The 23991-nt window shown below is 36.6% G+C and carries 23 protein-coding genes; 9 read left to right on the forward strand and 14 right to left on the reverse strand.

Translation table 11 applies throughout. The features are described from left to right. Positions 1-4: 4 nt before the first annotated feature. The 7 genes from murI to OQH61_RS02285 form a co-directional block, all read right to left on the reverse strand. Entirely contained in the window at positions 5-748 is a 744-nt protein-coding gene (gene murI, locus OQH61_RS02255; RefSeq protein WP_266025629.1) for a glutamate racemase, read from the reverse strand. Positions 749-756: 8 nt separating this feature from the next. Further along, on the reverse strand, positions 757-2049 hold the full coding sequence (gene rho, locus OQH61_RS02260) for a transcription termination factor Rho (protein ID WP_266025630.1): 1293 nt from the start codon (positions 2047-2049) through the stop codon (positions 757-759). Between the two features lie 165 nt (positions 2050-2214). Further along, entirely contained in the window at positions 2215-2889 is a 675-nt protein-coding gene (locus OQH61_RS02265) for a response regulator (RefSeq protein ID WP_266025631.1), read from the reverse strand. Next, positions 2879-4354 (reverse strand): sensor histidine kinase, encoded by a 1476-nt coding sequence (locus tag OQH61_RS02270; RefSeq protein ID WP_266025632.1) that lies wholly within the window; start codon positions 4352-4354, stop codon positions 2879-2881. Before OQH61_RS02270 ends, OQH61_RS02265 begins: the two co-directional genes overlap by 11 nt. After that, complete coding sequence (locus tag OQH61_RS02275) at positions 4351-5823, reverse strand: hypothetical protein (protein ID WP_266025633.1); 1473 nt, start codon at positions 5821-5823, stop codon at positions 4351-4353. Before OQH61_RS02275 ends, OQH61_RS02270 begins: the two co-directional genes overlap by 4 nt. Before the next feature lie 12 nt (positions 5824-5835). Further along, entirely contained in the window at positions 5836-7710 is a 1875-nt protein-coding gene (gene uvrC / locus OQH61_RS02280; protein WP_266025634.1) for an excinuclease ABC subunit UvrC, read from the reverse strand. Then, positions 7700-8167: a hypothetical protein gene (locus tag OQH61_RS02285; RefSeq protein WP_266025635.1), complete on the reverse strand. Its 468-nt coding sequence runs from the start codon at positions 8165-8167 to the stop codon at positions 7700-7702. The genes uvrC and OQH61_RS02285 overlap by 11 nt, the downstream gene beginning before the upstream one ends. Here OQH61_RS02285 and OQH61_RS02290 point away from each other — a divergent pair. Next, the gene (locus tag OQH61_RS02290) at positions 8150-8374 is read left to right on the forward strand and encodes a hypothetical protein (RefSeq protein WP_266025636.1); all 225 of its coding nucleotides are present in this window, start codon (positions 8150-8152) and stop codon (positions 8372-8374) included. The two genes, OQH61_RS02285 and OQH61_RS02290, sit on opposite strands and share 18 nt — an antisense overlap. Next, positions 8374-9816: an L-aspartate oxidase gene (gene nadB / locus OQH61_RS02295; RefSeq protein WP_266025638.1), complete on the forward strand. Its 1443-nt coding sequence runs from the start codon at positions 8374-8376 to the stop codon at positions 9814-9816. Before OQH61_RS02290 ends, nadB begins: the two co-directional genes overlap by 1 nt. Before the next feature lie 28 nt (positions 9817-9844). Here the strand turns inward: nadB and OQH61_RS02300 are convergent, their stop codons facing one another. The 3 genes from OQH61_RS02300 to mnmG form a co-directional block, all read right to left on the reverse strand. Further along, complete coding sequence (locus tag OQH61_RS02300) at positions 9845-11017, reverse strand: glutathionylspermidine synthase family protein (protein WP_266025639.1); 1173 nt, start codon at positions 11015-11017, stop codon at positions 9845-9847. A 90-nt stretch (positions 11018-11107) separates the two neighbouring features. Then, positions 11108-11731, reverse strand: a complete 624-nt coding sequence (locus OQH61_RS02305; protein ID WP_266025640.1) for a UPF0323 family lipoprotein — start codon at positions 11729-11731, stop codon at positions 11108-11110. 25 nt (positions 11732-11756) lie between these two features. Then, on the reverse strand, positions 11757-13661 hold the full coding sequence (gene mnmG, locus OQH61_RS02310; protein ID WP_266025641.1) for a tRNA uridine-5-carboxymethylaminomethyl(34) synthesis enzyme MnmG: 1905 nt from the start codon (positions 13659-13661) through the stop codon (positions 11757-11759). A 122-nt stretch (positions 13662-13783) separates the two neighbouring features. Between mnmG and OQH61_RS02315 the strand changes: the two genes are divergently transcribed. Further along, positions 13784-14467: a Crp/Fnr family transcriptional regulator gene (locus OQH61_RS02315; protein ID WP_266025642.1), complete on the forward strand. Its 684-nt coding sequence runs from the start codon at positions 13784-13786 to the stop codon at positions 14465-14467. Here the strand turns inward: OQH61_RS02315 and OQH61_RS02320 are convergent. Further along, on the reverse strand, positions 14453-15283 hold the full coding sequence (locus OQH61_RS02320; RefSeq protein WP_266025643.1) for a M23 family metallopeptidase: 831 nt from the start codon (positions 15281-15283) through the stop codon (positions 14453-14455). The two genes, OQH61_RS02315 and OQH61_RS02320, sit on opposite strands and share 15 nt — an antisense overlap. 159 nt (positions 15284-15442) lie before the next feature. On the opposite strand from OQH61_RS02320, the gene rplU reads away from it, so the two are divergent. The 6 genes from rplU to OQH61_RS02350 all read left to right on the forward strand — a co-directional run bounded on the left by rplU (position 15443) and on the right by OQH61_RS02350 (position 19095). Next, on the forward strand, positions 15443-15757 hold the full coding sequence (gene rplU / locus OQH61_RS02325; RefSeq protein ID WP_266025644.1) for a 50S ribosomal protein L21: 315 nt from the start codon (positions 15443-15445) through the stop codon (positions 15755-15757). 16 nt (positions 15758-15773) lie between these two features. Beyond that, on the forward strand, positions 15774-16031 hold the full coding sequence (gene rpmA / locus OQH61_RS02330; protein ID WP_266025645.1) for a 50S ribosomal protein L27: 258 nt from the start codon (positions 15774-15776) through the stop codon (positions 16029-16031). A 129-nt stretch (positions 16032-16160) separates the two neighbouring features. Then, on the forward strand, positions 16161-17231 hold the full coding sequence (gene obgE, locus OQH61_RS02335; RefSeq protein WP_266025646.1) for a GTPase ObgE: 1071 nt from the start codon (positions 16161-16163) through the stop codon (positions 17229-17231). A gap of 11 nt (positions 17232-17242) precedes the next feature. After that, positions 17243-17866 (forward strand): ribonuclease HII, encoded by a 624-nt coding sequence (locus OQH61_RS02340; protein ID WP_266025647.1) that lies wholly within the window; start codon positions 17243-17245, stop codon positions 17864-17866. Between the two features lie 82 nt (positions 17867-17948). Next, positions 17949-18512 carry a hemerythrin family protein gene (locus OQH61_RS02345; RefSeq protein WP_266025648.1) on the forward strand — a complete coding sequence of 188 codons (564 nt, stop codon included), beginning with the start codon at positions 17949-17951 and terminating at the stop codon, positions 18510-18512. Between the two features lie 28 nt (positions 18513-18540). Further along, a complete protein-coding gene (locus tag OQH61_RS02350) occupies positions 18541-19095 on the forward strand; it encodes a hemerythrin family protein (protein ID WP_266025649.1) in 555 nt (184 codons plus the stop codon). Between the two features lie 22 nt (positions 19096-19117). Here OQH61_RS02350 and OQH61_RS02355 read toward each other — a convergent pair whose 3' ends face one another. The 3 genes from OQH61_RS02355 to OQH61_RS02365 are packed head-to-tail and all read right to left on the reverse strand — an operon-like array spanning position 19118 to position 23790. Then, positions 19118-20164, reverse strand: coding sequence for a CapA family protein (locus OQH61_RS02355; protein WP_266025650.1), 1047 nt, complete (start codon positions 20162-20164; stop codon positions 19118-19120). 2 nt (positions 20165-20166) lie between these two features. After that, positions 20167-21666 (reverse strand): bifunctional indole-3-glycerol phosphate synthase/phosphoribosylanthranilate isomerase, encoded by a 1500-nt coding sequence (locus OQH61_RS02360; RefSeq protein ID WP_266025651.1) that lies wholly within the window; start codon positions 21664-21666, stop codon positions 20167-20169. A 57-nt stretch (positions 21667-21723) separates the two neighbouring features. Further along, entirely contained in the window at positions 21724-23790 is a 2067-nt protein-coding gene (locus OQH61_RS02365) for a hypothetical protein (protein WP_266025652.1), read from the reverse strand. Positions 23791-23991 lie beyond the last annotated feature (201 nt).

The raw sequence follows: 23991 nt of genomic DNA on the forward strand, positions 1-23991 counted from the left end.
TAAATCAGCTTAACCATTTATGAGCAATTTTTGTTAGTGCAGCAGTGTTATCGCTTGCAAAAAATTGTAGTGATTTCAATGCATAATGTGAGGTAAGGTGCAAGTGCGTTTTTAAATATTCTACAATGGCTTCACCCGAATGGATAAGCATACTTTGATGATTAAAATAACAATCAAGTGCTGGTGCAATAAGTGGAAAATGTGTGCAGCCTAATATTATGGCTTGAGGAGGAGTTGTGATTGAGGCAAAATAATGATGAAATATGCTCTCAAGCACTGCCCCTTCAAGCAATCCTTCTTCAACGATGGGCACAAAAAGCCCTGTGGCAAGACTTTTAAGATTCCAAAAACCTATATTGCGTAGCTTTGTTTCATATTCGCCGGAATTAATTGTTGCGCGTGTGGCAATGATGAGAATTTCAGAATCTGTATCTTTAAGATTATTTTGCACTGCCAATACACCCGGCTCAATCACACCTACGATAGGAATCTTACTCTGTTTTTGCATCTCTTGTAGAGCGTAGGCACTCACGGTGTTACAAGCAACGATGAGAATATCAATATTATGAGGCGCAAAAAACTCAAGTGCTTGAAGTGAGAATTTGATAATTGTTTGTTTGTCTTTGACACCATAAGGCACACGCGCAGTATCGCCATAATAAATGATGTCCTCAAAGAGTTTTGCATTAATAAGGCTTTTAAGCACACTTAAACCACCCACACCACTATCAAACACGCCTGCTCGCATATATCTCCTTATTCTTGGCTATTCATCATATTTAAAAACTCTTCATTATTCTGTGTTTGTTTCATTTTTGAGTAAATGAAAGTGAGTGCTTCAATATCGTCCATTGTGTGCATTACATTGCGTAGCATCCATACTTTTGTAAGATTATCTTTGCCAAGCAGTAAATCATCTTTACGCGTCCCACTTTTGAGCACATCAAAGGCTGGGTAGATTCTGCGATCAGCAATAGAACGCGCAAGGACAATTTCACTATTGCCTGTGCCCTTAAATTCTTCAAAGATAACTTCGTCCATTCTTGAGCCTGTTTCAATAAGTGCAGTAGCAATGATAGTAAGACTACCGCCTTGTTCAATATTGCGTGCTGCACCAAAAAATCGTTTAGGTTTATGCAGGGCATTTGCATCAACACCACCACTTAAGACTTTACCGCTTGAGGGAGTAGCAGCATTGTATGCTCGGGCAAGACGCGTGATAGAATCAAGCAGGATTACCACATCTTTGCCCATTTCAACTTTTCGTTTAGCACTTTCAATAACCAAATCTGCCACGCGAATATGATTTGTCGCTGGCATATCAAAAGTAGAACTAAAAACTTGTCCCTTCACACTTCGTTCCATATCAGTAACTTCTTCTGGGCGCTCATCTACAAGTAAAACCATTAGTTCAACATCGGGGTGATTTTTTGCAATGCCGTGAGCTAGTTCTTTCATCAGCTCTGTTTTTCCTGTGCGTGGAGGAGCGACTATGAGTGCGCGTTGCCCTTTGCCAATGGGGCTAAAAAGGTCAAGCATACGCCCTGTAACCTTGCTTGATTCATATTCAAGCTTGAGTTGTTCTTGTGGAAACAAAGGAGTAAGATTATCAAAAAGTGGGCGATTTTTGTTTTCTTCAAGCGACATATAGTTAATCGCTTCAATTTTAAGGAGCGCGTAATATCGCTCTTGGTCTTTTGGTGCGCGCACTTGTCCTGTTACAATATCACCATTACGCAAAGCAAAACGGCGGATTTGTGATTGTGATACATAAGTATCATTTTGAGAATCCGCAAGGCTTTCGGTTAATGCGCGCAAAAAGCCATAGCCTTCATTTGTAATATCTAAAATACCTGAAAAAAGAATATATCCACCTTGATTCACTTGAGCTTTGAGAATCTCAAAAATCAAATCTTGTCGGCGATAGTCGCTTGGATTTTCTACTCCAACTTCTTCAGCAATATTGATAAGCTGCTTAATGCTTTTTATACGCAAATCTTCAAGCTGATAGCCTTCCACAGGTGTATGAGTTCGTTTATTGTCTGCCATAAAATTCCTTAGCCAAAGAGAAGATGTTAAGAAGTTCAAGAAGTCTTAGAATCTAAAATAGCTTAACTTGATTCTAAAGCTTACTCTAAAGAAGTTCTTGTTGTAAAAGATTGAAATGCAGATTCTAATCAAAACTTCCTTGGAAGTCAAGAGTTAGCCCTCATTTTAGTTCATACTATTTTTAATATTTTGGTCTAAATCAGGGTGAATTTTATAAACTTTGTTTTTAATCTTGATGAGAATTCCTGTATCAATAAGTTGTTTAAAAGTCTTTACAATGGTTGGTTTGCTCACGTGCAAATGTGCAATAATATCTTCATAAGAGCCATAGAATATATTATCTTCATCACAATTTGCTAAAAGAAATTGAATAATGGCGATTTTCTTGCCACCTACAAAGGTAGAAATGGCATTGATAAGAAGATTTTTAGAAGCAATTTCATCAGCTTGCAAAAATGGTAAAATAGCTTTATTAAGCGCGTGGAGGAGTTCTTCAATATTAATTGGTTTAAGAATATATCCATCTACACGTAAGCGAATAGCATCAAGAAGATATTTTGTCTCTGTATGCGCAGTAGTTATCACTACGGGCACATCTGGGTGTGTATATGAGTTGCGAATAGCATTAATAAGTTCAATACCATTCATTTTTGGCATAAGAATATCTGTTACAACCAAATCAACTTTATGAAGTTTAAAAAGATTGAGAGCTTCTTGTCCATTTTTGGCTATAAGTAAGCGTCCTACATAATCTCCAAGCACCATATTTGTAAGATTGGCTGTGTCTGTATCATCTTCGGCATACAAAATGGTGAGTTTGCTTAGTGCATCAAGATTCATAATTATCCTTTTGTATTGGTATGTGAATGGTAAATTCTGCTCCAAAATATTGGTTGCCCTTACCCCATTGTGTATTAGATACGCTTATTGTGCCATTGAGTTGGCGCTCAATGATTTGTTTTGCCATATAAAGTCCTACACCTGTTCCAACTGACTTATGTTTGGTGGTAAAATATGGTTCAAAAACTTTTGATTTATCTTCCAAATCAATGCCTCCCGCATTATCTCTCACACAAAGAATAATATTATATCCTAGCTTATCTAATGAAATTTCTATGAGTGGATTCTCAAAGGATTTATCATTTTGATTTTTGAGTTTAAGCGCATCAATGGCATTATTGACAAGAATTAAAATTATTTGAGTAAAGGAATTTTGGTAACCAAGCATACTTGCATTTTGTGCATTAGGGCTTACATCTACCTCAATATGAATAAGATTCTCTTTGAGTTGAGCCTTAAGGAGTTCAATAGAATCCCAAATGCTTTGGGAGAGCTCAAAAAGTTCCTTATTTGTTTCTGGGTGAAAAAAATTACGGAAATTTTCAATCGTATTTGACATTTCTGTGGCGATTTTCATACCATATTGTGTTTGTTGGGTTATAAATTCGTTGTCAAGTTTTTTTTGCATTGCTCTACTCTTGAAACTTTGGATAAGTATCATTAGTGAATTAAGCGGTTGTCGCCATTGATGGGCGATATTTTGTATCATTTCCCCCATAGAGGCAAGCCTAGCTTGTTGATACATAATCAAATCTTTTTTGCGGTTTTGCTCAACTTCATACTCTATTGATTTTTGGAGATTTGCATTAAGCGATTGGAGTTCTTTGGTTTTTGATTGCACAAGTTGCTCTAAAAGTAAGTGATTGGTATTAATAGATTGTCGGATAGAAAAGGCAAGAATGATGATTGTTGTAATGATGATAAGCATAAAGACTGCAAGGATAACAAAAGTATTGGTATAAAGTGAATCTGTGATTTTTTTGCCATAAAAATCAATATCAAAAGAAATAAGAAATTGCGCTTCAAGCAGCGAGGAAATATCCTCTCCATCATCAATAAAGGCTTTATCAATAGATTCTATAAGCGCATTTTCCTCAGAGAGCAGCCTTTGAATCTGCTGATAATAGTGCATTTTAAAAGTCTTAGCATACCACTCACGCAAATGGCTAATAGCAGAATCTTTGTCTTTTGCGAGATTATAAGCTTTGTATTGTTCCCATATTTCAAGGAGTTGTGGGAGAATCTGGTCGTTTTTGTGTGTCTCATATGCTTTATTTAATAAGGTAAGTGTATACATATTTTGACTTTGCGATGAGTTAATATCAAACTCATTTTTTATCCCTATAAGAGCAAGTAAGCCCACACTTGCTATAAGTGTGAATCCAATGATGATAATCCATACCAAAATAGTTGTTTGTGTTTGAAAAGAAATTTTATCAATAAAGTGAGTAATGGTATTTTTCATATAAGCTCTTTTGCATTTGCTATGGCATCGGCAAGGGCGCGTGAGAGTAAGTCATATTGAACAAAGTATGTTTGGTTTTTTTTGAGCGCATAGTTGATTTGTTCTCTTAGCCTCTCTTGCATTTCAAGGAGCTTTATTTGCTCCTTGCCTAAAGCAGCAAGATTTTTTTGGGTATTTTCTATATGTGCAAGCATATGGGACTTATGAAGTATGAGGGTATTAATTTCATTTGTAACAGCTTCTATGCGTGCCTTTGAAGCTCTTTTATCTACAAGCAGACGCAATTCTTTGTTTTTAGATTCTAAAAGTTCTTGGTAAGACGATTCTTTTGTAAGCGTATCTTTTTCTTCAATATCATTTTGTTGTATTTGGTTGTTGAGGGTATGAATTTGCTCTTCAAAATTATCTGAACGTTTTTGCATTTGGGCTATATCAAATTCTACGGCTTTTTTATTTTTCAAACATTCTTTAATCAGTGGTATAGTCCAAGGATTGCCATTATTATCGGTGATAAGAGGCTTTTTGAGAATCTTGCCCCTTAATTCAATAGAGCCTCCATTATAAAACTCAACAAAGGCAATGGCATTTACATTATCTTTTGCACATAGCTCTAAGAGTTCCTTTGCTACAACTTCAAACATAACCCACGCGTATTTTTGAGTTATATACATACAATAAATACTCTTTGCTAAAGAATCTATATGATGTATGTGTAAGCTTTCAATATATATGCGTAATTTTTGGATAGCAAAAAACTTAAAGTTTTTATTAAAACCTAAATTGTCAATACGTTTTAAGTCAATATCTTTTTGGAGAATAAGAAGTGTATTTTGGACAATAAGAGATTGGACATTTGTCATAGAGAGTGCATTATCAAGCACGATTCTATCTTCATTGCTTAAGACATTTATATGGGAATTGCAATTGATTTGGCGGATTTCATTATTGATTTTTACGCTTTCATAATCAAATTTAAAAAACTTAATGTTGCCATCTTTAAAAAATAAGGCATCACGCGCCTGTATGCCAAATACATTGCGCAAAGCAATTTTTATCATTTCGCGCTTAGTGCTTTGGGCATTTAAATCAAGTGTTGTATCCACAAAATCTAAGAGTTCCTCAAAATCTTCCTTAGAGGGTTCTTGTTTATAAAGTGTGAATTTATGCTTTTTTAAAAATTCACAAATGCGCTGCACATAAAGATTGTGTGTGCGGTTTTTGATATGTGTTATCACTTGAAGTTGTTTTTTGTCATAATGCACAAAAGCGCCCAAACCACATTGATTGTAAAAATGTAAAATTGCCATACGAATTTCACTCTCCATCATTGGATTTGCCTGTATTAGAGCAAAAAGCTGCTCTTGACTCTGTGCTTTAGAATCTACAATGCGCTCACAATCATTAAAGCTCTTTTGTAAAATGCCTAGAGCCTCATCATATACTGCGCTTAAAGGATGAGTATTATTCATACTTTTCTCTTTTTAAGCATTTACACGATTTTTGCGCGAAAGCACACTATTAATTTGCTCTTGTGAAGCACTTTTAAGAGATTCAAAGCTGCCAAAGTAATCTAAAAGTTTTTTAATCTGTGCTTGAGTATAGTGTTTTCCCATCATTTGTGCCCTTTGTATATCTTTTTGTTTCTTATAGCGGTGATAAGTGATAGCATAGCGATGCACTTCATCACGGAGTTTTTGAAAGAATTGTAGTCTTTTATCATTTGGTTTTAGTTTAAACTCTGCATTTTTGCTTCGCAAAATATCAAAAGCATTACCTTTTGCACGATATGCTTTGGCATTATGCTTCATTTTGGCAATCGCTAAGACTTCAACATTTGCTCCCGCACTTTTTAAAATATCAAGCGCAAGATTAATTTGTGCTCTGCCTCCATCAAGCAACCATAAAGCAGGCGGGGGATTAGAATCAAAGCTTTGAGCTCGGCGCATAAGCATTTCGTGCATTTGGTTGTATTCATCACTTGCGCTAAGCTGATACCGCCGATATTTAGAGCGAATAAAATCACTATTTTCATATACTATCATACCGCCCACATTATGTGTGCCGCTATGATGAGAGGTATCAAAAACTTCAATGGAGTAAGGTATTTCACGCAATCCGCACAGCTCTTTAATCCCTACAAGCGTGGAGAGCGTATCATTTTGTTGGGTATGTAATCGTCCTATTTCAAGGGCATTTTTATGCGCAAGCTGCAGCAAGTCTTTTTTTGTGCCTCTTTGTGGTTGGACAATTTTAAGAAAGCTACGCGTTTGTTCTCTTAAGAGTTGTTGCAAATGTGGCAAGTCGGGAAAATCAAATGGAGGAATAAGAATCTCTTGGGGCACAAGTGGCATTTGAGTTTTGTAATGATTGAGCAAAGCTTGAGTGTAAAGTTGGGGAAGATTGTGAGATTGTATATCTTCGTGCAACAATATAAAATCACTTGAGATAATGCGCCCATTGCGGATAAAAAGCATCATTAAAATATGCGTATGTGGCGGTGTATGAGATTTTTTGTGAGCATTATGGGAATCTTGTGAGTTTCTCAAGCAATCTTGCTTTTGCAGCACGAATACATCATAATCCCCACTCCTCATATCAATGATAGATTGGTTTTTCATTTGTGTAATCTTTTGGATTCTATCACGCATTATGGCGGCTTCCTCAAATTGCAGATTGGCAGAGAGAGAGTGCATTTTAGATTCTAGTATTGTCAATAATGTCTTTTTATCCTCAATGAGTGCAATACCTTGCGCAATGGTGTGTGCATAAGTTTGTGTGGAGATTTTATTTTCGCAGGGCGCAGGACATTTGCGAATCTGATGAAATATACAGGCTTTTTTACCTTTGACACAGGATTTTTTCTGCACAAGTGGCAGATTATCATAGAGACTATCAAGTAACTCTCTTGCCCCGCTTACAAAAGGTCCAAAATATTGAATCTGATTTGATTTGAGCACTTGGCGCGTGAGTTCAAAGCGAGGGTAGGGGAGGGATTTATCAATATAAATATAAGGATAAGTTTTATCATCGCGCAAAAGGATATTGTATCTTGGCTTGAGGCTTTTAATAAGTGAGTTTTCAAGGATAAGTGCATCTTGCTCATTATTTGTCAAAAATGTATGAATCCGCGCGATTTGAGATACCATAAGAGCGATTCTTGGGCTAAGATTATTTTTGGGTGCAATATGTCCAGATTCAATGCTAAAATAGCTTTTAATGCGGTTTTTGAGATTCTTTGCTTTGCCTACATAGAGTAGATTATCCTCATCATCAAAAAATTGATAAATGCCAGATTGTGTGGGTAAATCTGCTAAATGTGCGAGGAGATTATAGTTTTGAGATTCTTTATTGCTCATTTTGTGCGTCCCATTGGCGTTTAATACCTAAGCGTAAAGCTTCAATTTTTTCATAAATTTTACTATCTGTTGCACGATTTTCAAAGTTTCCATCAGAATGTTCATAAAAAGTCTGCACACTTGGGAGAGATAAAGGCGGTGGGGCAAGAATATGACTAGGAACATACGCATATACTTTTTCAACACAACTTAGTGTTGGGAAAGATTCTTTATGTTCCTTTAAAGTCTTTATTATGTGTTTATGTTTATAATGGTTAAATTCTACACATAAAGCCTTGTGTTTAAAAGCAAAAAGTAATTGATTATTTTTAGGGACTATAAATAGAATCTGCTCTCTTTCCAAAGGTGTGAGAAAAGTATTTTTAAAGCGTGTAATCTCATCTTGTTGATTGAGTCTAGGTGCTAGAACAGGATATTCTCGCTTAAGATAGGAGCGTATATGACACATATTTTTCATATTATCTGTTATTTTCATTGTGTGATTCTAGCATATTTAGTGTTTATTTTTGTTATAGGTTGCGGATATAAGGCAGACCCATTTTACAAAGAGCCAACAAAGCAGGAGCAAAAAATGCAATCCCAAAATCCCCAAATACACAACAAAAAAGTGCTTTTTTATGGCATAGATTCTACACCTCCACCAAGTGAAGAGCAGGATTGGTAATGGGACAATATGATGTGATTATTATTGGCGCAGGAGTGGCGGGGCTATATTGTGCGAGACATTTGCCTCCTGATTTAAAAGTGCTTATTTTGTGTAAATCTCAACCTTGGGAATGCAATACATTCTATGCACAAGGTGGCATAAGTATCGCTAAAGACGAAAGTGATGTTCCATTGCACATACAAGACACGCTTCTTGCAGGTGCAAAGCTCAATACTTTAGAATGTGTGAATAAACTTGTAAAAGGAAGCAATGAGATTCTAAATGAGCTTATTGCAAGTGGTTTAGCATTTGATAGAGATGAAAGCGGCGCACTGCTCTATGCCAAAGAAGGAGGGCATTCTCACGCGAGAATTGTTCATTCAGGAGGAGATGCCACAGGGCGCAGTCTTCACACGCACCTTATTGATAAACTTCGCACGACATTGTGGAAAAATGCCGAAGTAGTAGATTTACTCATTGAAGAAGATAAATGTTATGGTGTGTGTGTGCAGACAAAATCAGGACTTCATAATCTCTATGCACATCATATAGTTATCGCAAGTGGCGGCGTTGGAGGATTATTTAAATATCATACAAACGCCTATACAATCAGTAGCGACATACACGGCATTATTTTAGAGCATAATCTTGCCTTGCAAGATATGGAAATGTTACAATTTCACCCTACAACCTATATCAATAATCCTCAAGCGCGAAAATATCTCATCTCTGAAGCGGTGCGAGGTGAGGGTGGCATTATCGTTGATAGAGAGGGCAAGAGGTTTTTATTTGATTATGATGAACGAGGAGAACTTGCTCCGCGTGATATTGTGGCGAGAGGAATTATGGATTATTGCTTAAAACATAACCAAGAGGCATTTTTAGATTTAAGTGCATTTACCTATGAGGGGTTTAAAGCGCGTTTTCCTAATATTTATCGTGATTTGAACACTTGCAAGTTGAATATCCCCACAGATAAAATACCTATTTCACCGGCATTTCATTATTCAATGGGAGGTATTTTGACCAATACAGATTCTTTGGTGCAGGGTATGAGTAATTTATATGCAATCGGAGAATGTGCGTGTAATGGGCTACACGGAGCAAATCGCCTTGCGTCAAATTCGCTCCTTGAGGGGCTTGTCTTTGGTAAAAATGTGGCTCAACATATTGTAGAGAATTACACACAAACGCCTATTCGTCACTTTCCTGTATGTGATGAGGTGCTAGAAAAACAAGGCGATAGTAAGCTTAAAAATATATTGCGTGAGATTATGTGGGATAAAGTGGGGATTATCCGCTCTCAAAGTGGGTTAGATTCTGCGCTTGGTGGGATTGAAGTGATGTTAGAATCTCATATCGGGCGTATGTTGCGGTTGCGATTGCTTGTAGCAAAAAAGATTGTCCAATCTGCTCTAAAGCGCAAACAAAGCATAGGAGCGCATTTTAGAGTGGATTGATATTTAGTATGTTCATTATGAGACTTATTTACTTAATGCAGTGGCTTACAAATTTTGAGTAATTATCAATAATCAAGCCACCTTTGCGGAATCCAAGCCCACAAGATTCATAAGCAAAAAAGACATTTGGCTGATAGAATGCGCCATTATGGCTATTGAGCTCATAAAAGGCTTGATATACGGGCTTGTGATTACCATAAATACCGCTTTTAGATTCTATATTTTGCCCTTGCGCGTTGAGAATCTCCACATTAGCTCCCTCGCGCCCAAATGCCCTCTTGCACACTTGTTTGGTATTTGGTAAAGGAGCAAAATCCGCAGGGAGAAGCAATGGGTGATTAGGAAAAAGCTCCCATAGAATCTTTAGCATTCTTTTGCTTTGAAAGAGTAATGTATAGGCGGGATTGAGAAAAATTGTATTATGGTTTTGCATCATTTCGCTCAGTAAAAGCGCGAGTTCAGGCTCATCAATGGCAATATTTTCCCACGGAATGAGTTTAAAAAGAAATTCATAATTCACACCATTATGATTTACACCCTCTGTGGCAGAGAAATGAATTACATCAATAGGCGCAAAATCGCATACAAAGCCAGATTCTTTGGCGATATATTCTAAAAAGCGCGTAGTCGTAACATCTTCGCTAGAATCTGCAAGGCTACAAAAGAGGATTTTCCAACCCTCATAGAGTTCATTAAAGCGTGAAGTATCTTCTTCAAGAGTAATTAAGCGTTTAAAATTTTCACTCAAAGATTCATAAATATTATTAAATTGTCTGTCCTCATCAAGATTATTGTATTTAAGCATTGCCCATTGTAAAAGTGAGCTTTCATAGAGCATAGTTGGTGTATCTGCATTAAATTCAAGGAGTTTAATAGGCACACCATCAAGCCCACCTGCCAAATCAAAGCGTCCATATAAATGCCAATGTATGTCTTCCTCCCAACTTTGTTTAATTGCACCGACAAGGCTTGGCGGAATATCAAGCTCAAAAAATAAATCATTGTTTATCACATATTCTCCAGCCTCTACAAACATATCATAGAGTTCATTTCCTGCCTCATAAAATGCCTCTGCCTCGCTCTCGCTGATTGTTATTAGCTCATCGCTTATATATGCGCTATTATCTACATCAGTATGCCACATTAAGCCCATAGATTCTAAAGTTGTTTTATCAGGGAGTGAGAGAGTGGTAATATCCATAGTGCCTCCTTCAAATATGTAAGATTCTCATAGATTTTAAGAATCTAAAAATTTTGCGATTTTTGCATAAACTGCAAACTCTTCTTGTGATTATCCACCAAAACTTTGTGAGCCTTTGTTTGCGCTGCTTGTATTACTTGAGCTATTACCAAAAAACCCACTTTTGCCACCTGTGCTTTTAGCTCCAGCTGCATTTGGCGTGGATTTGTTAGTAAAGCTATTTTTACTTCGTTCATAGGCTTGAGGTGATTTGTAGTTGCGCTGTGAGTTAGCTTGATAATTAGGATTATTAAAGAGTTTATTGCCAATATAGCTACCCAAAATTGCCCCTGCTGCACTTGCCAAAATCGCTCCACCTAAACCCAATCCACCACCATTTGGATTAGTGAGTTCGCTTGTTCCATTATTGATTTTACTCTCTTCGGCTTTGAGTAACTCATCAATTTCACTTTGTGAGAGGAGTCGCTCTTGCCCATTTTTGTCCTTAAGCATAACGCGCGTTTGCTCGCTTGGATATTCTTCAAGCACCTTATATGTTCCATCGTTTTGTTCTTCAACGATAACAAATGCACCATTTTTTTGGCTATTTTGCAAGGTGCTATTGAGCGCATTATTTTGTCCTGAATTTTGCTCACACGCATTGAGCGCAAAAACAGCCATAACGCCCAAACCTCCAACCATAGCGTAATTTTTAATTCTATGAATATGTTTCATTAATACTCCTTGTGAAATTGGGATATTATACCAAAATTTGAGACTTTTTTTTATGGTGCAAATGAATGTATAAATGGAGCACATCAATGCTTGCAGGCGTGATTCCGCTAATTTCATTTGCTTCAAACAAGCTTTTGGGAGTGAAAATTTTAAGCTTTTCAATCACTTCAAGGCTTAGTCCGGGAATGTTGTCAAAGACAAAATCTCGTGGAATCTCAACTTGTAGCATTTGCTTCATTTGTCCTATTTGTTGCTTTTGTTTTTGGATATAGTCAAAATATTTAGATTCTATAAAAATTTGTTCAATGGCTGAATCGCTCATAGATTCTGTATTTGCTATCCCTAAATGTGTCAAAAGGGCGCGAATATGAGTAGAATCTAATTCTTCACGTCCAATAATATGAACAAGGAGCGTTTTATCGCTAATAGGCGCAAATCCTAATGAGGTAAGCATAGCAAGATTGCTTGATGAGGGTGTGAGATGATGATTTTGCAAATAATGTATTGTCTGTTCAATATGTGTTTTATCTGATGCTATTTGTGCATAACGCGCCTTATCTATTAAGCCAAATTCATACGCATAAGTTCCAAGACGCAAATATGCATTGTCTTCTCTAAGCAAGAGACGATATTCGGCGCGTGAGGTAAAGACACGATAAGGTTCTTTTGTGCCTTTAGTAACCAAATCATCAATCATTACACCGATATAAGCCTCATTTCTTGCAAGGGTAAAAGACTTATTTTGCAAAGAAAGTGTGGCATTAATCCCTGCCATAATACCCTGTGCTGCAGCTTCTTCATAGCCAGTAGTGCCATTAATTTGTCCTGCGAGGAAGAGATTAGCACATTTTTTTGTCTCAAGCGTATGATAGAGCTCGGTGGGTTCAACATAATCATATTCAATCGCATAGCCATAACGCGTAATATGCGCATTTTCTAGCCCTTTAATACTATGAATGAGTGCTTCTTGCACATCAATAGGCAACGAAGTAGAAAGTCCATTGATATAGTATTCTACTGCCTCTTTGGTTTGCGGTTCTAAAAAGAGCTGATGACGACTCTTATCGGCAAAACGATTTACCTTATCCTCAATACTTGGGCAATAACGAGGTCCAACACCCTCAATTTGTCCTGTAAAAAGCGGTGCGCGATGAAAGTTATTGCGGATAATTTTATGAGTATTTTCATTAGTATAAGTTACAAAACAAGGAAGTTGTGTGGGCGAAAAATCTGTTGTTTTGTAGCTAAAATGAGGCGGATTCTCATCTCCATTATGTATCTCAAGGGTAGAAAAATCAATACTTCGCCCATCAACTCGCGCACAAGTTCCTGTTTTTAATCGTCCAAGAGCTAAGCCCATATCTTTAAGTGAAGCGCTAAGATGCTGTGGGCTCATTTCGCCAAATCTCCCATTTTGGAGTTTTGTCTCTCCGATATGCACAAGTCCGCGTAAAAAAGTGCCTGTGGTGAGAATGATTTTTTTTGCGAAATAAGTTTTTCCTATATTGGTTGTTACACCTTTTGCGATGTAACGTCCTTGAGAATCTTGCTCATAAAGTAAAGATTCTACACTTTCTTGAGAGAGCGTGAGATTAGGCGTGTTGAGGAGTATTTGTTTTGCGAAAATGCTATATCTATCCATATCTATCTGTGCTCTTGTGCCACGCACAGCCGGTCCTTTGGAAGCATTTAAGATTCTAAATTGTATGCCGCATTTATCAGTGATTTCACCCATAACACCGCCAAGTGCGTCAATTTCTTTAACAAGATGCCCTTTTCCTAGTCCTCCTATGGCTGGATTACAACTCGCTAAGGCAATATTTTGGATTAGAAGTGTGATAAGATGTGTTTTTGCACCCATTCTTGCGCTTGCAATGCTTGCTTCAACGCCTGCGTGTCCTCCTCCAACAACCAAAATATCATATTCCATAAAATTGTCCTTAAGAATTTTTATGGCATTTTACTCTTATTTGGTTATTTTTGCTACCATCACGCTTATATAAAGCGGAAATTAGATATAATGGCTAATTAAAAATTTTAAGGTTATAGAAAATGAAAAAGAAAGCATTACGTTCCATCGGAGTTTTTTCAAATTTAAGTGAAGAAAGTCTCAATGAGCTTGAGAGTATTACAAAACTGCAATATATTGAAAGAAATGCAATTTTGCATTATGAAGGAGAATTATTGCAATCAGCAAGCCTAATTGCACGCGGCTGTGTAGAACTTTACAGAATGGATAAGAATGATAATGAAATGTTTTTGTGCTATGTAAATAATAAATCTAAGGGAGCAAGGCTTATCAATGCTTTTGGTTCTTTTGAGCCTTATATCGCTTCGGCAAATGTGCGTGGAGTAGAGCCAAGCGAAATTGTATTACTTGATTTAACAAGGCTTGCTCAACTTGTTGCATCTAATATTGAGATAAGCAATGCGCTTTTATCGGAGTTTATGGACAAAGCTATAGTATTTAAAAATTTTATTAACTTTAAGGAAACTTATGACAGCACTTCACGCGTGGCATATATACTCTATAATCAAATAGAGTATTTTAACCAGAAACAAAGACAAGTTATAGCACGTGAATTAAATATCAAGCTTGAGACTTTAAGCAGGATTTTACAAAAAATGTTCCAGCAAGGTTTGATTGCTAAAAATGAACAGAATGATGTCTATATCAAAGATAAAGACGCTTTCATAAAGTTCTATGGAGATGCCAAAATTTCACATATTAAATAATGTATTTACTTGCTCTATGAAGTCCATTGCATCTACATTTGTGCCGTTTATGATAATGCCAAAATGCAGATGCGCACCACTGACTCGTCCTGTATCCCCACTTTTGGCAATTATTTGTCCTCTTTTGATAGTATCCCCCTGCTTCACTTCAAAATCACTTAAATGAAAATATACACTATAAAGTCCTTCTCCGTGGTCAATGACGATTGTTTTGCCAGAGAGATAGCGGTCTTGGACAAGGGCAACTTTGCCATCATTACTAGCTTTTACATCTGTGCCTATGGTTGCACGAAAGTCTGTGCCGCCGTGATAACTTTTGAGCGTGCCATTAAAAACGCGTGCAGTGCCATAAGGGCTCGTAATGACAGAATCTAAAGGTTTTATAAAAGGCTTTTCCCATAAGCGTCCTTTTGTGATGGTGCGATACACTTTGAGCATATCATTTCTTTCTTTTTCAATTCTTTTTGCGATATTATTAGGATAGCTGATTTTATCTTGTGAGACGACAATTTGTTCTTTTTTGTAGTCTTTTTGCAAAATTGTAATTGAAAGTGCAGTTTTATTGCCATCTTTTAGTATTTTTACCTTTTTATCATAATATCCAATAGGAACAAAGGCAATAAATACATCTTTTTGAGTGGGGTGAGAGATAAAATGTAGCGCTTTTTTATCATAACTCAAAGATAAGGGTTTATCACTATGATAAATAAAAGCTGTGCCATTATAGGCAGTATTTGGCTCAAGGGCATAAAGCGTGTTGAAACAACAAAATGCCACAATAAATATGGATACAAAGATTCTTGTGAATAAAAACATAGACGACTCCTAAGATTGTTGCTATTCCCTTTCCTCCATTTAGGAAACTAGATTCTAAAATGAATTATAGCAATTCAAAGCTTAGATTAAAGAATTTTAGGATAAAATCCCGCTTTTGTTAATACAAAAAGAATACTTCTGATTCACAAGGATACACTAATGTATGCAATATTTAAGAATGGAGGCAAGCAATACAAGGTCGTTGAAGGAAGCATTGTTCTTCTTGATAAGATGAATCTTGAGCCAAAGTCAAAGGTTGAATTAAACGAAGTTTTAGCTGTTGTTAATGGGGACAAAGCCAATATTGGCACACCTTTTATAAAAGGTGCAAAGATTGAGGCAGAAGTCATTAATGAAGGCAGAGACAAAAAAGTCGTTACATTCAAAAAACGCAGAAGAAAAGATAGCAAAACAAAACGTGGTTTTAGACGCGATTTTACTCGTGTGAGAATCCTCAAAATTGTGGCAAAATAATCTTTAAGGAGCACATATGGCACATAAAAAAGGTCAGGGTAGCACCCAAAATAATCGCGATTCTGCCGGACGCCGTTTAGGCGTAAAGAAATTTGGTTCGCAATTTGTTCGTGCAGGTAATATTATTATCCGCCAAAGAGGCACAAAAGTGCATCCGGGCGATAATGTAGGCTTGGGCAAAGATCATACGATTTATGCACTTATTGATGGCGTAGTAAGATTCCAACAAAAAGATAAAAATCGTAAAAAAGTTTCTGTAATTCCAGCCTCTTAAGATACTCATCTTAATTGAGATTCTATACATTTTACAAGTTTATAGAATCTTAAATCTCTAGTCTCCATAAATAAACAATAATATAATAGGATTCAAGTTGCTCACCCAAGCTCAATACAAGGATTTAAAATGTTTGTTGATAGCGTAGATATTTTTATTGCTTCTGGTAAGGGTGGAGCTGGTGCTGTGAGCTTTCGGAGAGAAAAATTTGTGATTCAAGGAGGTCCAGATGGTGGCGATGGTGGCGATGGTGGCGATGTATATGTAGAAGTAGATAATAATACTGACACGCTTTCTAAATTTCGTGGCGCGCGACATTATAAAGCGAAAAATGGACAACCCGGTAGTTCAAGACGTTGTAGTGGGAAAAGAGGTGATGATGTCATTATTAAAGTGCCTCTTGGCACACAGATTCTGGACTTTGAAAGTAGGGATATTATCGTTGATATGGATACTTATCCTATGCGTGTATGTTTGCTTAAAGGTGGTAAGGGTGGTTTAGGAAATGTGCATTTCAAAAATGCTGCCAATCAAGCTCCTACTTATGCACAAAGTGGTTTAAGTGGGCAAGAGCGACATATTGCTCTTGAGCTTAAACTTATCGCTGATGTAGGGCTTGTAGGCTATCCAAATGTGGGCAAATCCACCCTTATTTCTGTGCTTTCAAATGCCAAGCCTCAAATTGCTAATTATGAATTTACCACACTTGTGCCTCATCTTGGCGTAATAGATATGGATAATTATAAATCCATAGTAATGGCAGATATTCCCGGAATCATTGATGGAGCAAGTGAGGGAAAGGGTTTAGGGCTAGAATTTTTAAAACATATTGAGCGCACTAAAATGCTTCTTTTTGTGCTTGACCTCTCACGCGAACAAGATATTTTTTCGCAATTTAAAAATCTCTGTATAGAACTTGAAAAATTCTCTATAATGCTTAAAAAGCGTCCTTTTGGGATAGTATTAAGCAAAAGTGATACACAAAATACGGATATGATAGATAATTTGCTGCTGAAACTTAAGCAGCAGTTTGTGAATATGGAATCTATAAGCTTAAAAAAAGATAAGAATTCTAAAGCTTTGGTAAGTTCGGATTTGACACAAGAAAATGCACCTTGCTTCATTATCCCTATTTCAAGCGTAAGCAATACTCACATTGCTCCACTTAAAGCGCTACTTGCTCAATCTCTTGTGGTTTGAAAGGAAAGAATATGTGGATAGCAGGGATTGATGAAGCAGGGCGAGGTTGTGTTTGTGGAGGTTTGTTTATCGCTGGAATCATTGCTGATGAGCAATCAATCACACAATTTGGAGCAAAAGATAGCAAGAAAATGTCATCAAAACAGCGTGAGTGTGTTTATAACGCACTTTTAGATGCTCAAAAGAGAGGTAAAATAGGATTTTATATCGCACAAATTGATGCTTGGGATATTGACAAATATGGTTTAAGTTGGGCTATGAGAAGTGGTATAGAGGAAGTTTTGTCTTATCTTGGCACATATATATTAGAACAGGGTATATTGATGCAAAATCAGCCATTGGATATTGTTATAGATGGCAATACGACTTTTGGAGCGAGTATGCCTACATTTTTAGCCTATAAAGATGTGCGTTTGAGGACTCTCATCAAAGGTGATGAATTAATGCCTATTATTTCGTGTGCATCTATTCTAGCAAAAGTGAGCAAAGATAACCAAATGCGCACACTTGATAGTCTTTATCCGCAATATTTTCTTGCCAAAAATAAAGGATATGCAACTTTAGAACATAAAAAGCAGATTATGGAATATGGATATTGTCCGCACCATCGTAAAAGTTTTAAAATTTCGCTTTGAGCATAAGAGTTTTAATATTAATTAAACTTAAAAGAGATAAAATACAAAATTTTGTAATTAAGACAAATATTTAGGAAGTATAATGTTACCACGTTGGAGTGATGATTTTAGCGTTCATCATCAGATTATTGATGAACAGCACCAAAAGCTTTTTACTCTTGCTCATAGAGCATATAAAGTTGCTAATAGCCACGTTGCAGTCAATGATGTAAAAACTATTCTTATTGAGTTTTTTGATTATATGAAAACGCATTTTAAAGACGAAGAGGAATATATGCAAGCCATTGGTTTCCCTCAATTAGAGGAGCATAAAAAGATACATCGTCAAATCGTTAATGATATGGCAGGTATGGTAAAAAATGTGCATTCAGTAGATGTGATTAAAGAAATGATTGCTACAATCGCAAAAGATTGGCTTTTAACACATATTTTGCAAGAAGATATGCAGATTGAAAAATATCGTAGAAAAGCGCAACAAAACAATCCGATTACTCAACTTCAAAGATTCTATATTTACACTTGTGAGTGTCCGGGCAAAGAGCATAAACTCACGGAAGCGATACATACTTTTGTCAAAAATAGCAAATCAGGTATCCATTGCAAGGAGTGTCATTGCACGATTGTATTTCAGCGTATGTTGGAGTAGAATAAATTAAAAAATGGGAGGGGGATTTATGTTGCCAGAATGGAGTGATGATTTTAGCGTTCATCATCAGATTATTGATGAACAGCACCAAAAGCTTTTTACTCTTGCTCATAGAGCATATAGTATTGCAAACAATAATAAAAGTTCGGCAAATGATGTAAAATCTATTCTGCTAGAGTTTTTTGATTATATGAAAACGCATTTTAAAGACGAAGAACAATATATGCAAGCCATTGGTTTTCCTCAATTAGATGAACACAAAAAGATACATCGTCAAATCGTTAATGATATGGCAGGTATGGTAAAAAATGTGCATTCAGTAGATGTGCTTAAAGAAATGATTGCTACAATCGCAAAAGATTGGCTTTTAACACATATTTTGCAAGAAGATATGTGTTATGAAAAATATCGCGAAGAGCAGCAGAATGTAACTTGCGAAGTGAAATATTGTTATTACACTTGTGGGTGTCCGGGCAAAGAGCATAAACTCACTGAATCTATGCATCTTTTTATTAAAAATTCCTCTCACCCTACAAATTGTCAGGAATGTCATCAACCCATTAAGTTTAAAGACCAACATTAGATTCTATAAATTACTCTTACCTTTATAAGCCAAGTTGAATATCTCGTTTGCCTTGTGTGATGATATTGGCATATTGTTTATAGATTTCTTTATAATTGGGCAAAATGGTATTATTGAGTTCATCAAACCACATCAATTTGAAATTTTTAAAGTGTGTATCGTAATAAGTGTAAATAAGCTCTGCGCGTGGATTTGAAAGCTTAACTTTGCCATCTTGAATCTTTGTGATATGCACACTTCCTAACATACCAATGCGTTTATTTGTGCCTCTTTGCCCAGAGATGAGATTACCAAGTGAATAATATACCAAAGTATCGCCTATCCATTCCGCAGGCTGCACTACGTGTGGGTGCGTACCGATAATCAAATCCACGCCCAAATCTGCTAAAAGCTTCGCATATTTTCTTTGCTCAATGCTTGGTTCAAACTCATATTCAATCCCCCAGTGCATTGATACTATAAGAAAATCTACTTTATTGCGAATGGCTTTTATATCTTTTTCAAGCATTGCCTTTGTATAGATATTTACAAGATATTCTTTGCCTTTTGGCAGTGGAATACCATTTGTGCCATAGGTATAGGCTAAAAGTGCATATTTAATGCCATTTTTTTCCTCAATCTTTGGGCTATTACGTTCTAAAAATGAGCTATAACTTCCTGCAGTGAGAGCAGGTTTTCCCTCCCAATAAGCCAAAGAAGAACGCACAGCTTTCTCTCCTCTATCAAGTGTGTGATTATTGGCAAGAGAGATGAGATTAAAACCCAACGAGAGCATATTATCGCCAAATTCTTGGGGTGAATTAAAGTTTGGATAAGTGCTTAAACCAAGCTTTACACCTCCGAGTATTGTCTCTTGATTATAGAATCTTAAGTCATATTTTTCCATTACAGGTTTAAGTGTGCTAAGCATTGAACTAAAATCATAGCTTCCATCTTCTTGTTTAGCGTCTTTATACACAGAGGAGTGTAACAATGCATCGCCTCCCATAATAAGACTAAGTTCTTTGGTAGCCCCCAAGAGCAAGCTACTCCACAAGCATAAAAGTAATATTGCGCCTAATTTTTTCATTTTTACTCCTTTGTAGATTCTATCGCATTTTTTAGATTTTCAAGTAAGGTGCGGAGTTTGTGAATGTCTTTTTTTCCTGCCTCCCTCTCTATGCCAGAATTAATATCAAGCAAAGTAGGCTTAAGAGTCAAGAAATCTGCAATATTTTGCGGATTAATGCCTCCCGCAACACATAAATATTGCTCTTGCAGTGCGCGTAAAACATCTTTGTTGATACTTTGTCCCGAGCCGCCCCCTTGCGCACTTTTAGAATCTACAAGGCAAAAAACTCCCTCATAATCTTGTGTAAAATCCTCTTTGTGAGTGATATTTTGCACAGGATAGAAACAAAAAAGCGCGTCTTTCAGTGCGCTTTTAGCAAATATATCAGGAGCGAGAGGACTTAATCCGTGAAGTTGAATTGCATCAATATAACCTTGCTCATAGAGGGTTTTTGCTTCATTGAGTGATTGTTTGTCATCATTGACTACTGCTATGCGCAAAATATGCGGATAGAGCTTGTGCAAGGCTTTAGCAATATCTTTAATCCGTTTAGATTCTATATATCGTGGGCTTTGCTTAACAAGGATAAAACCGAGCATATCTATTTTTTCTTGCGCTACCATAAGCGCATCATCAAGGTTTGTAATGCCACATATTTTAAGTAGAGGTTGAGATTGTAGGGTGCGCATACTTAGGGATTCAAATACTTGGCGATAAAAGCGAGGCTTTTGTGTGTTACCAAGTGTAAAGGCGTGTTTGAGAGACTGCAAAGCGGCAGTTGGATTTTTATGTGCAACAAGATAGCTGCCACAAAGTAGTCCATTAAAACCTAAAGAACCTACCACAAAAGCGCAGTGAGGAGAATCTATACCAGATTCAAAGATAACTTTGCTATGGGGAAGTGCATTTTTAAGCGCACAGGCTGCGGGAATATTAATTTCAAAGGTGTGAAGACTGCGCGAATTAATCCCTACAAGTGGTGCTTGAAGTGGAGCAATAAAGTCAATTTCGGCTTGAGTATGCACTTCAATAAGCGGTGTAATCCCAACTTTTAAACACTCCTCATAAATTGCCTTAAAATGCGAGAATCCCTCATTTTCATCAATAAACATTGCCACAATGAGTAGCACCATATCTGCACCTGCACGATAGCTTATATCAATTTCCTCTACATATTGAATAAAGTCTTTGCGTAAAATACAGGCATTGGGATAGGCAGATTTTACAGCCATTAAATCACACAAACTACCCCCAAAATGTCGCTCTTCACAGAGCACTGAAATTGCTCCAGCACCGCCATTAAGATAATCTCCAGCAAGCTTTTGAGGTGATTCTATCGTGCCAATAGCTCCAGCTGAAGGCGAGGAACGTTTGATTTCGGCAATAAAAAAGATAGAATCTAAACGAGGCTTGATTAAAGGGTGGATTCTTTGTTTTGGTATCTCATAGCCAAAATCAAAGCCTTTAAGGGCAATGTCTTGTGAGCGTTGCGTTGTGATTTTGGCTAAAACTTCTACCATAAATATTGTTCCTTATAATATTTAAAGAAGCGATTGTAGCATATTTGAGGTAATCACTTAGAAATAATATGAGAGATTAAGTGTGCCCGAATAGGTTTGAAATGCGATGTGTGAGCGCGAATGAAACACAAAAGCACCAAGAAAAATCTCTTGAGTTAATGGCATAGAGCCACCTAAATGAAAGGTGAATCCAAGTGAATTTTTTGGGCTAAAGCTAAGGTGTGAAGAGCCAAAATATGCATAAAAAGAGGGATTTGTGAGCACATATTGAATCTGCACTCCACCAAAGAGAGAGTGCTGCTTTTTTATATTATATTGCCCCTGTGTGCCAAATACGAGCTGTGGTAAATGAGAAAACCACATAGGAGCTGAAAGTTTAGCAGAAGTAGCATTTGAAATACTAGATTCTCTCAAGCTGCTTTGCATACCAAGGGCATAATCAAATCCCATAAATGACTTTATGTGCAATTTTTCATTTACAATATGAGGCACTCCAAGGTGAGCCCATAAGCCAAGCTCATAATAAGAATAACGCGCTTGAAATGAGCTATTGTTCATTAAGAGATAACGTTTGCTTTTATTAAAAGTCGTGCCAAAATACGCAAGGAGCAAGATTTCTATTTGTTTTAAGGAGATTTTATCATTTATACCGACAAGGAGAGAGCGTGTATTAAAGTGAGTTTGAGAATCTCCAAATGAATGAGTGGCATTCGCAGCTGCATAGGTAGTAAAAACATTAAGATAATGCGCCCCATAAGGTATCTGCGCGTTAAGATTCGCACCATAAAGAGGAGATTTAAGCCAACTGCGTGAGCCATAGGAAACAAAAGGAGCAATATTTACTTTTCGGGGGGGGGGCATTGCCTGAGAAGCTTGAAAAGAGGCAATGTTATGCTGCAACATACTCCAAATATGCAAAGGAGAGGCATAAACAAGCATAGATTCAATACTATCGTTGATATTGTCGCTAAGATGTGAGAGATAATCCCTATTGCCATAAGCATAAATGCTTTCTTGAGCTGTTGTATGAGGGTTATAAAGACTTTCTTCAAGTGCAGTAAGAATATTTTTTGATTGTATTGGCAAAGAATCTCTAAAGGCGTCAATGGCTTGATTATTTTTAGTAAGTGCAATTATCGTCTTATCTAGGTAATGGCTAATTCTCGTGTCTAAAAATTCACTTTTACTTCCATTGAGTAAAACATCTCTATCTTTATCAAGCCTACCAGTTCCCCAATAGCCTGCAATTTTATGATCTACATTGAGTGTTGCTCCTCTAATATGAACTTTTGCTATGCCACGATTAGTTATCCTTCCATCAAGCTGTCCCATTGCCCCATTATGCCAACCTAGAATAAGTGTGTTATTAGCTTCATTGGTTATATCTCCATCAACTTTGATGATTCCGCCATAAACTTGCACACTTGAATTTTGTGTTTTTCCAAGTTCTATTCCTTGTGCATTAATAAGGCTGCCTGTAATATGAATCCTCCCGCCATAGTTTATGAGATGTCCTCCACCCTGACTTGGTGCGTCATTTTGCCACAAGCTTCCTTGCACTAAATCAGCGCGTGGAGTGCCGCCATTGTAAAAATTCCCATTTACTTTGATGTTGCCATAATTCACAAAATGTGAAATGCCAAGACTTGAGAGGTGCGCACTTTGCCCTATGTTATATACATCACCTATAAGTTCTATCGTGCCACTATTATGGAGAGTATTTTGGAATCTTATCGTGCCAGCATCTATAATCATTTGTGCATTATTGTGAATCGTGCCTTGAGAATTTATCACAACAAAATCAGTATTGCTTATGTGAAGTGTAGAGCCATTACCAAGATAAAAATTTGCATTGCGTGAAAAATGCACTTTTGATGAGGGGGCAAATTCACTCGTAGGAATCTTTTGTCCTTTTTGCAAGATAACTTCAAGTGTGGCGCTATCTTCTAGTATCAAGCCACCTTGAAGAGCAAGTGTGTGCAAATTATTCATACTTAAGTTTGAATTGCTCCCTACGCTAAGTTTTTCTATGTAAAATACAGCATTTGTGTGATTTGAGCATAGTAGCGGAGAAAAAGGCAAAATGAGCAAAAACATAAATAAAATGTATTTAAATTGTATCAACTTCGCCCCTCCTTAATGTATGAAATTATGTTATCTTAAAAATAATGCTAAGAAACTTAAATCGTAATATGGGCAAGACAAATTTGATGTTACTAATTTACTCTTAAGTAAGCAAAAAGTTAAATTCTTATTTAAATATTAGATAGGCTTTAAGTTTGAAATATTTAAACTTAAAGGGAATCTAAAAATCTGCAAAGGAGA

Source organism: Helicobacter sp. MIT 21-1697 (assembly GCF_026241255.1).
Taxonomy (GTDB): domain Bacteria; phylum Campylobacterota; class Campylobacteria; order Campylobacterales; family Helicobacteraceae; genus Helicobacter_C.

Bases quoted from the DNA above. Each gene is read 5' to 3' on its own strand.
- murI (WP_266025629.1), bottom strand. From the start codon at position 748: ATGCGAGCAGGCGTGTTTGATAGTGGTGTGGGTGGTTTAAGTGTGCTT.
- rho (WP_266025630.1), bottom strand. From the start codon at position 2,049: ATGGCAGACAATAAACGAACTCATACACCTGTGGAAGGCTATCAGCTT.
- OQH61_RS02265 (WP_266025631.1), bottom strand. From the start codon at position 2,889: ATGAATCTTGATGCACTAAGCAAACTCACCATTTTGTATGCCGAAGAT.
- OQH61_RS02270 (WP_266025632.1), bottom strand. From the start codon at position 4,354: ATGAAAAATACCATTACTCACTTTATTGATAAAATTTCTTTTCAAACA.
- OQH61_RS02275 (WP_266025633.1), bottom strand. From the start codon at position 5,823: ATGAATAATACTCATCCTTTAAGCGCAGTATATGATGAGGCTCTAGGC.
- uvrC (WP_266025634.1), bottom strand. From the start codon at position 7,710: ATGAGCAATAAAGAATCTCAAAACTATAATCTCCTCGCACATTTAGCA.
- OQH61_RS02290 (WP_266025636.1), top strand. From the start codon at position 8,150: ATGACACATATTTTTCATATTATCTGTTATTTTCATTGTGTGATTCTA.
- OQH61_RS02285 (WP_266025635.1), bottom strand. From the start codon at position 8,167: ATGAAAAATATGTGTCATATACGCTCCTATCTTAAGCGAGAATATCCT.
- nadB (WP_266025638.1), top strand. From the start codon at position 8,374: ATGGGACAATATGATGTGATTATTATTGGCGCAGGAGTGGCGGGGCTA.
- OQH61_RS02300 (WP_266025639.1), bottom strand. From the start codon at position 11,017: ATGGATATTACCACTCTCTCACTCCCTGATAAAACAACTTTAGAATCT.
- OQH61_RS02305 (WP_266025640.1), bottom strand. From the start codon at position 11,731: ATGAAACATATTCATAGAATTAAAAATTACGCTATGGTTGGAGGTTTG.
- mnmG (WP_266025641.1), bottom strand. From the start codon at position 13,661: ATGGAATATGATATTTTGGTTGTTGGAGGAGGACACGCAGGCGTTGAA.
- OQH61_RS02315 (WP_266025642.1), top strand. From the start codon at position 13,784: ATGAAAAAGAAAGCATTACGTTCCATCGGAGTTTTTTCAAATTTAAGT.
- OQH61_RS02320 (WP_266025643.1), bottom strand. From the start codon at position 15,283: ATGTTTTTATTCACAAGAATCTTTGTATCCATATTTATTGTGGCATTT.
- rplU (WP_266025644.1), top strand. From the start codon at position 15,443: ATGTATGCAATATTTAAGAATGGAGGCAAGCAATACAAGGTCGTTGAA.
- rpmA (WP_266025645.1), top strand. From the start codon at position 15,774: ATGGCACATAAAAAAGGTCAGGGTAGCACCCAAAATAATCGCGATTCT.
- obgE (WP_266025646.1), top strand. From the start codon at position 16,161: ATGTTTGTTGATAGCGTAGATATTTTTATTGCTTCTGGTAAGGGTGGA.
- OQH61_RS02340 (WP_266025647.1), top strand. From the start codon at position 17,243: ATGTGGATAGCAGGGATTGATGAAGCAGGGCGAGGTTGTGTTTGTGGA.
- OQH61_RS02345 (WP_266025648.1), top strand. From the start codon at position 17,949: ATGTTACCACGTTGGAGTGATGATTTTAGCGTTCATCATCAGATTATT.
- OQH61_RS02350 (WP_266025649.1), top strand. From the start codon at position 18,541: ATGTTGCCAGAATGGAGTGATGATTTTAGCGTTCATCATCAGATTATT.
- OQH61_RS02355 (WP_266025650.1), bottom strand. From the start codon at position 20,164: ATGAAAAAATTAGGCGCAATATTACTTTTATGCTTGTGGAGTAGCTTG.
- OQH61_RS02360 (WP_266025651.1), bottom strand. From the start codon at position 21,666: ATGGTAGAAGTTTTAGCCAAAATCACAACGCAACGCTCACAAGACATT.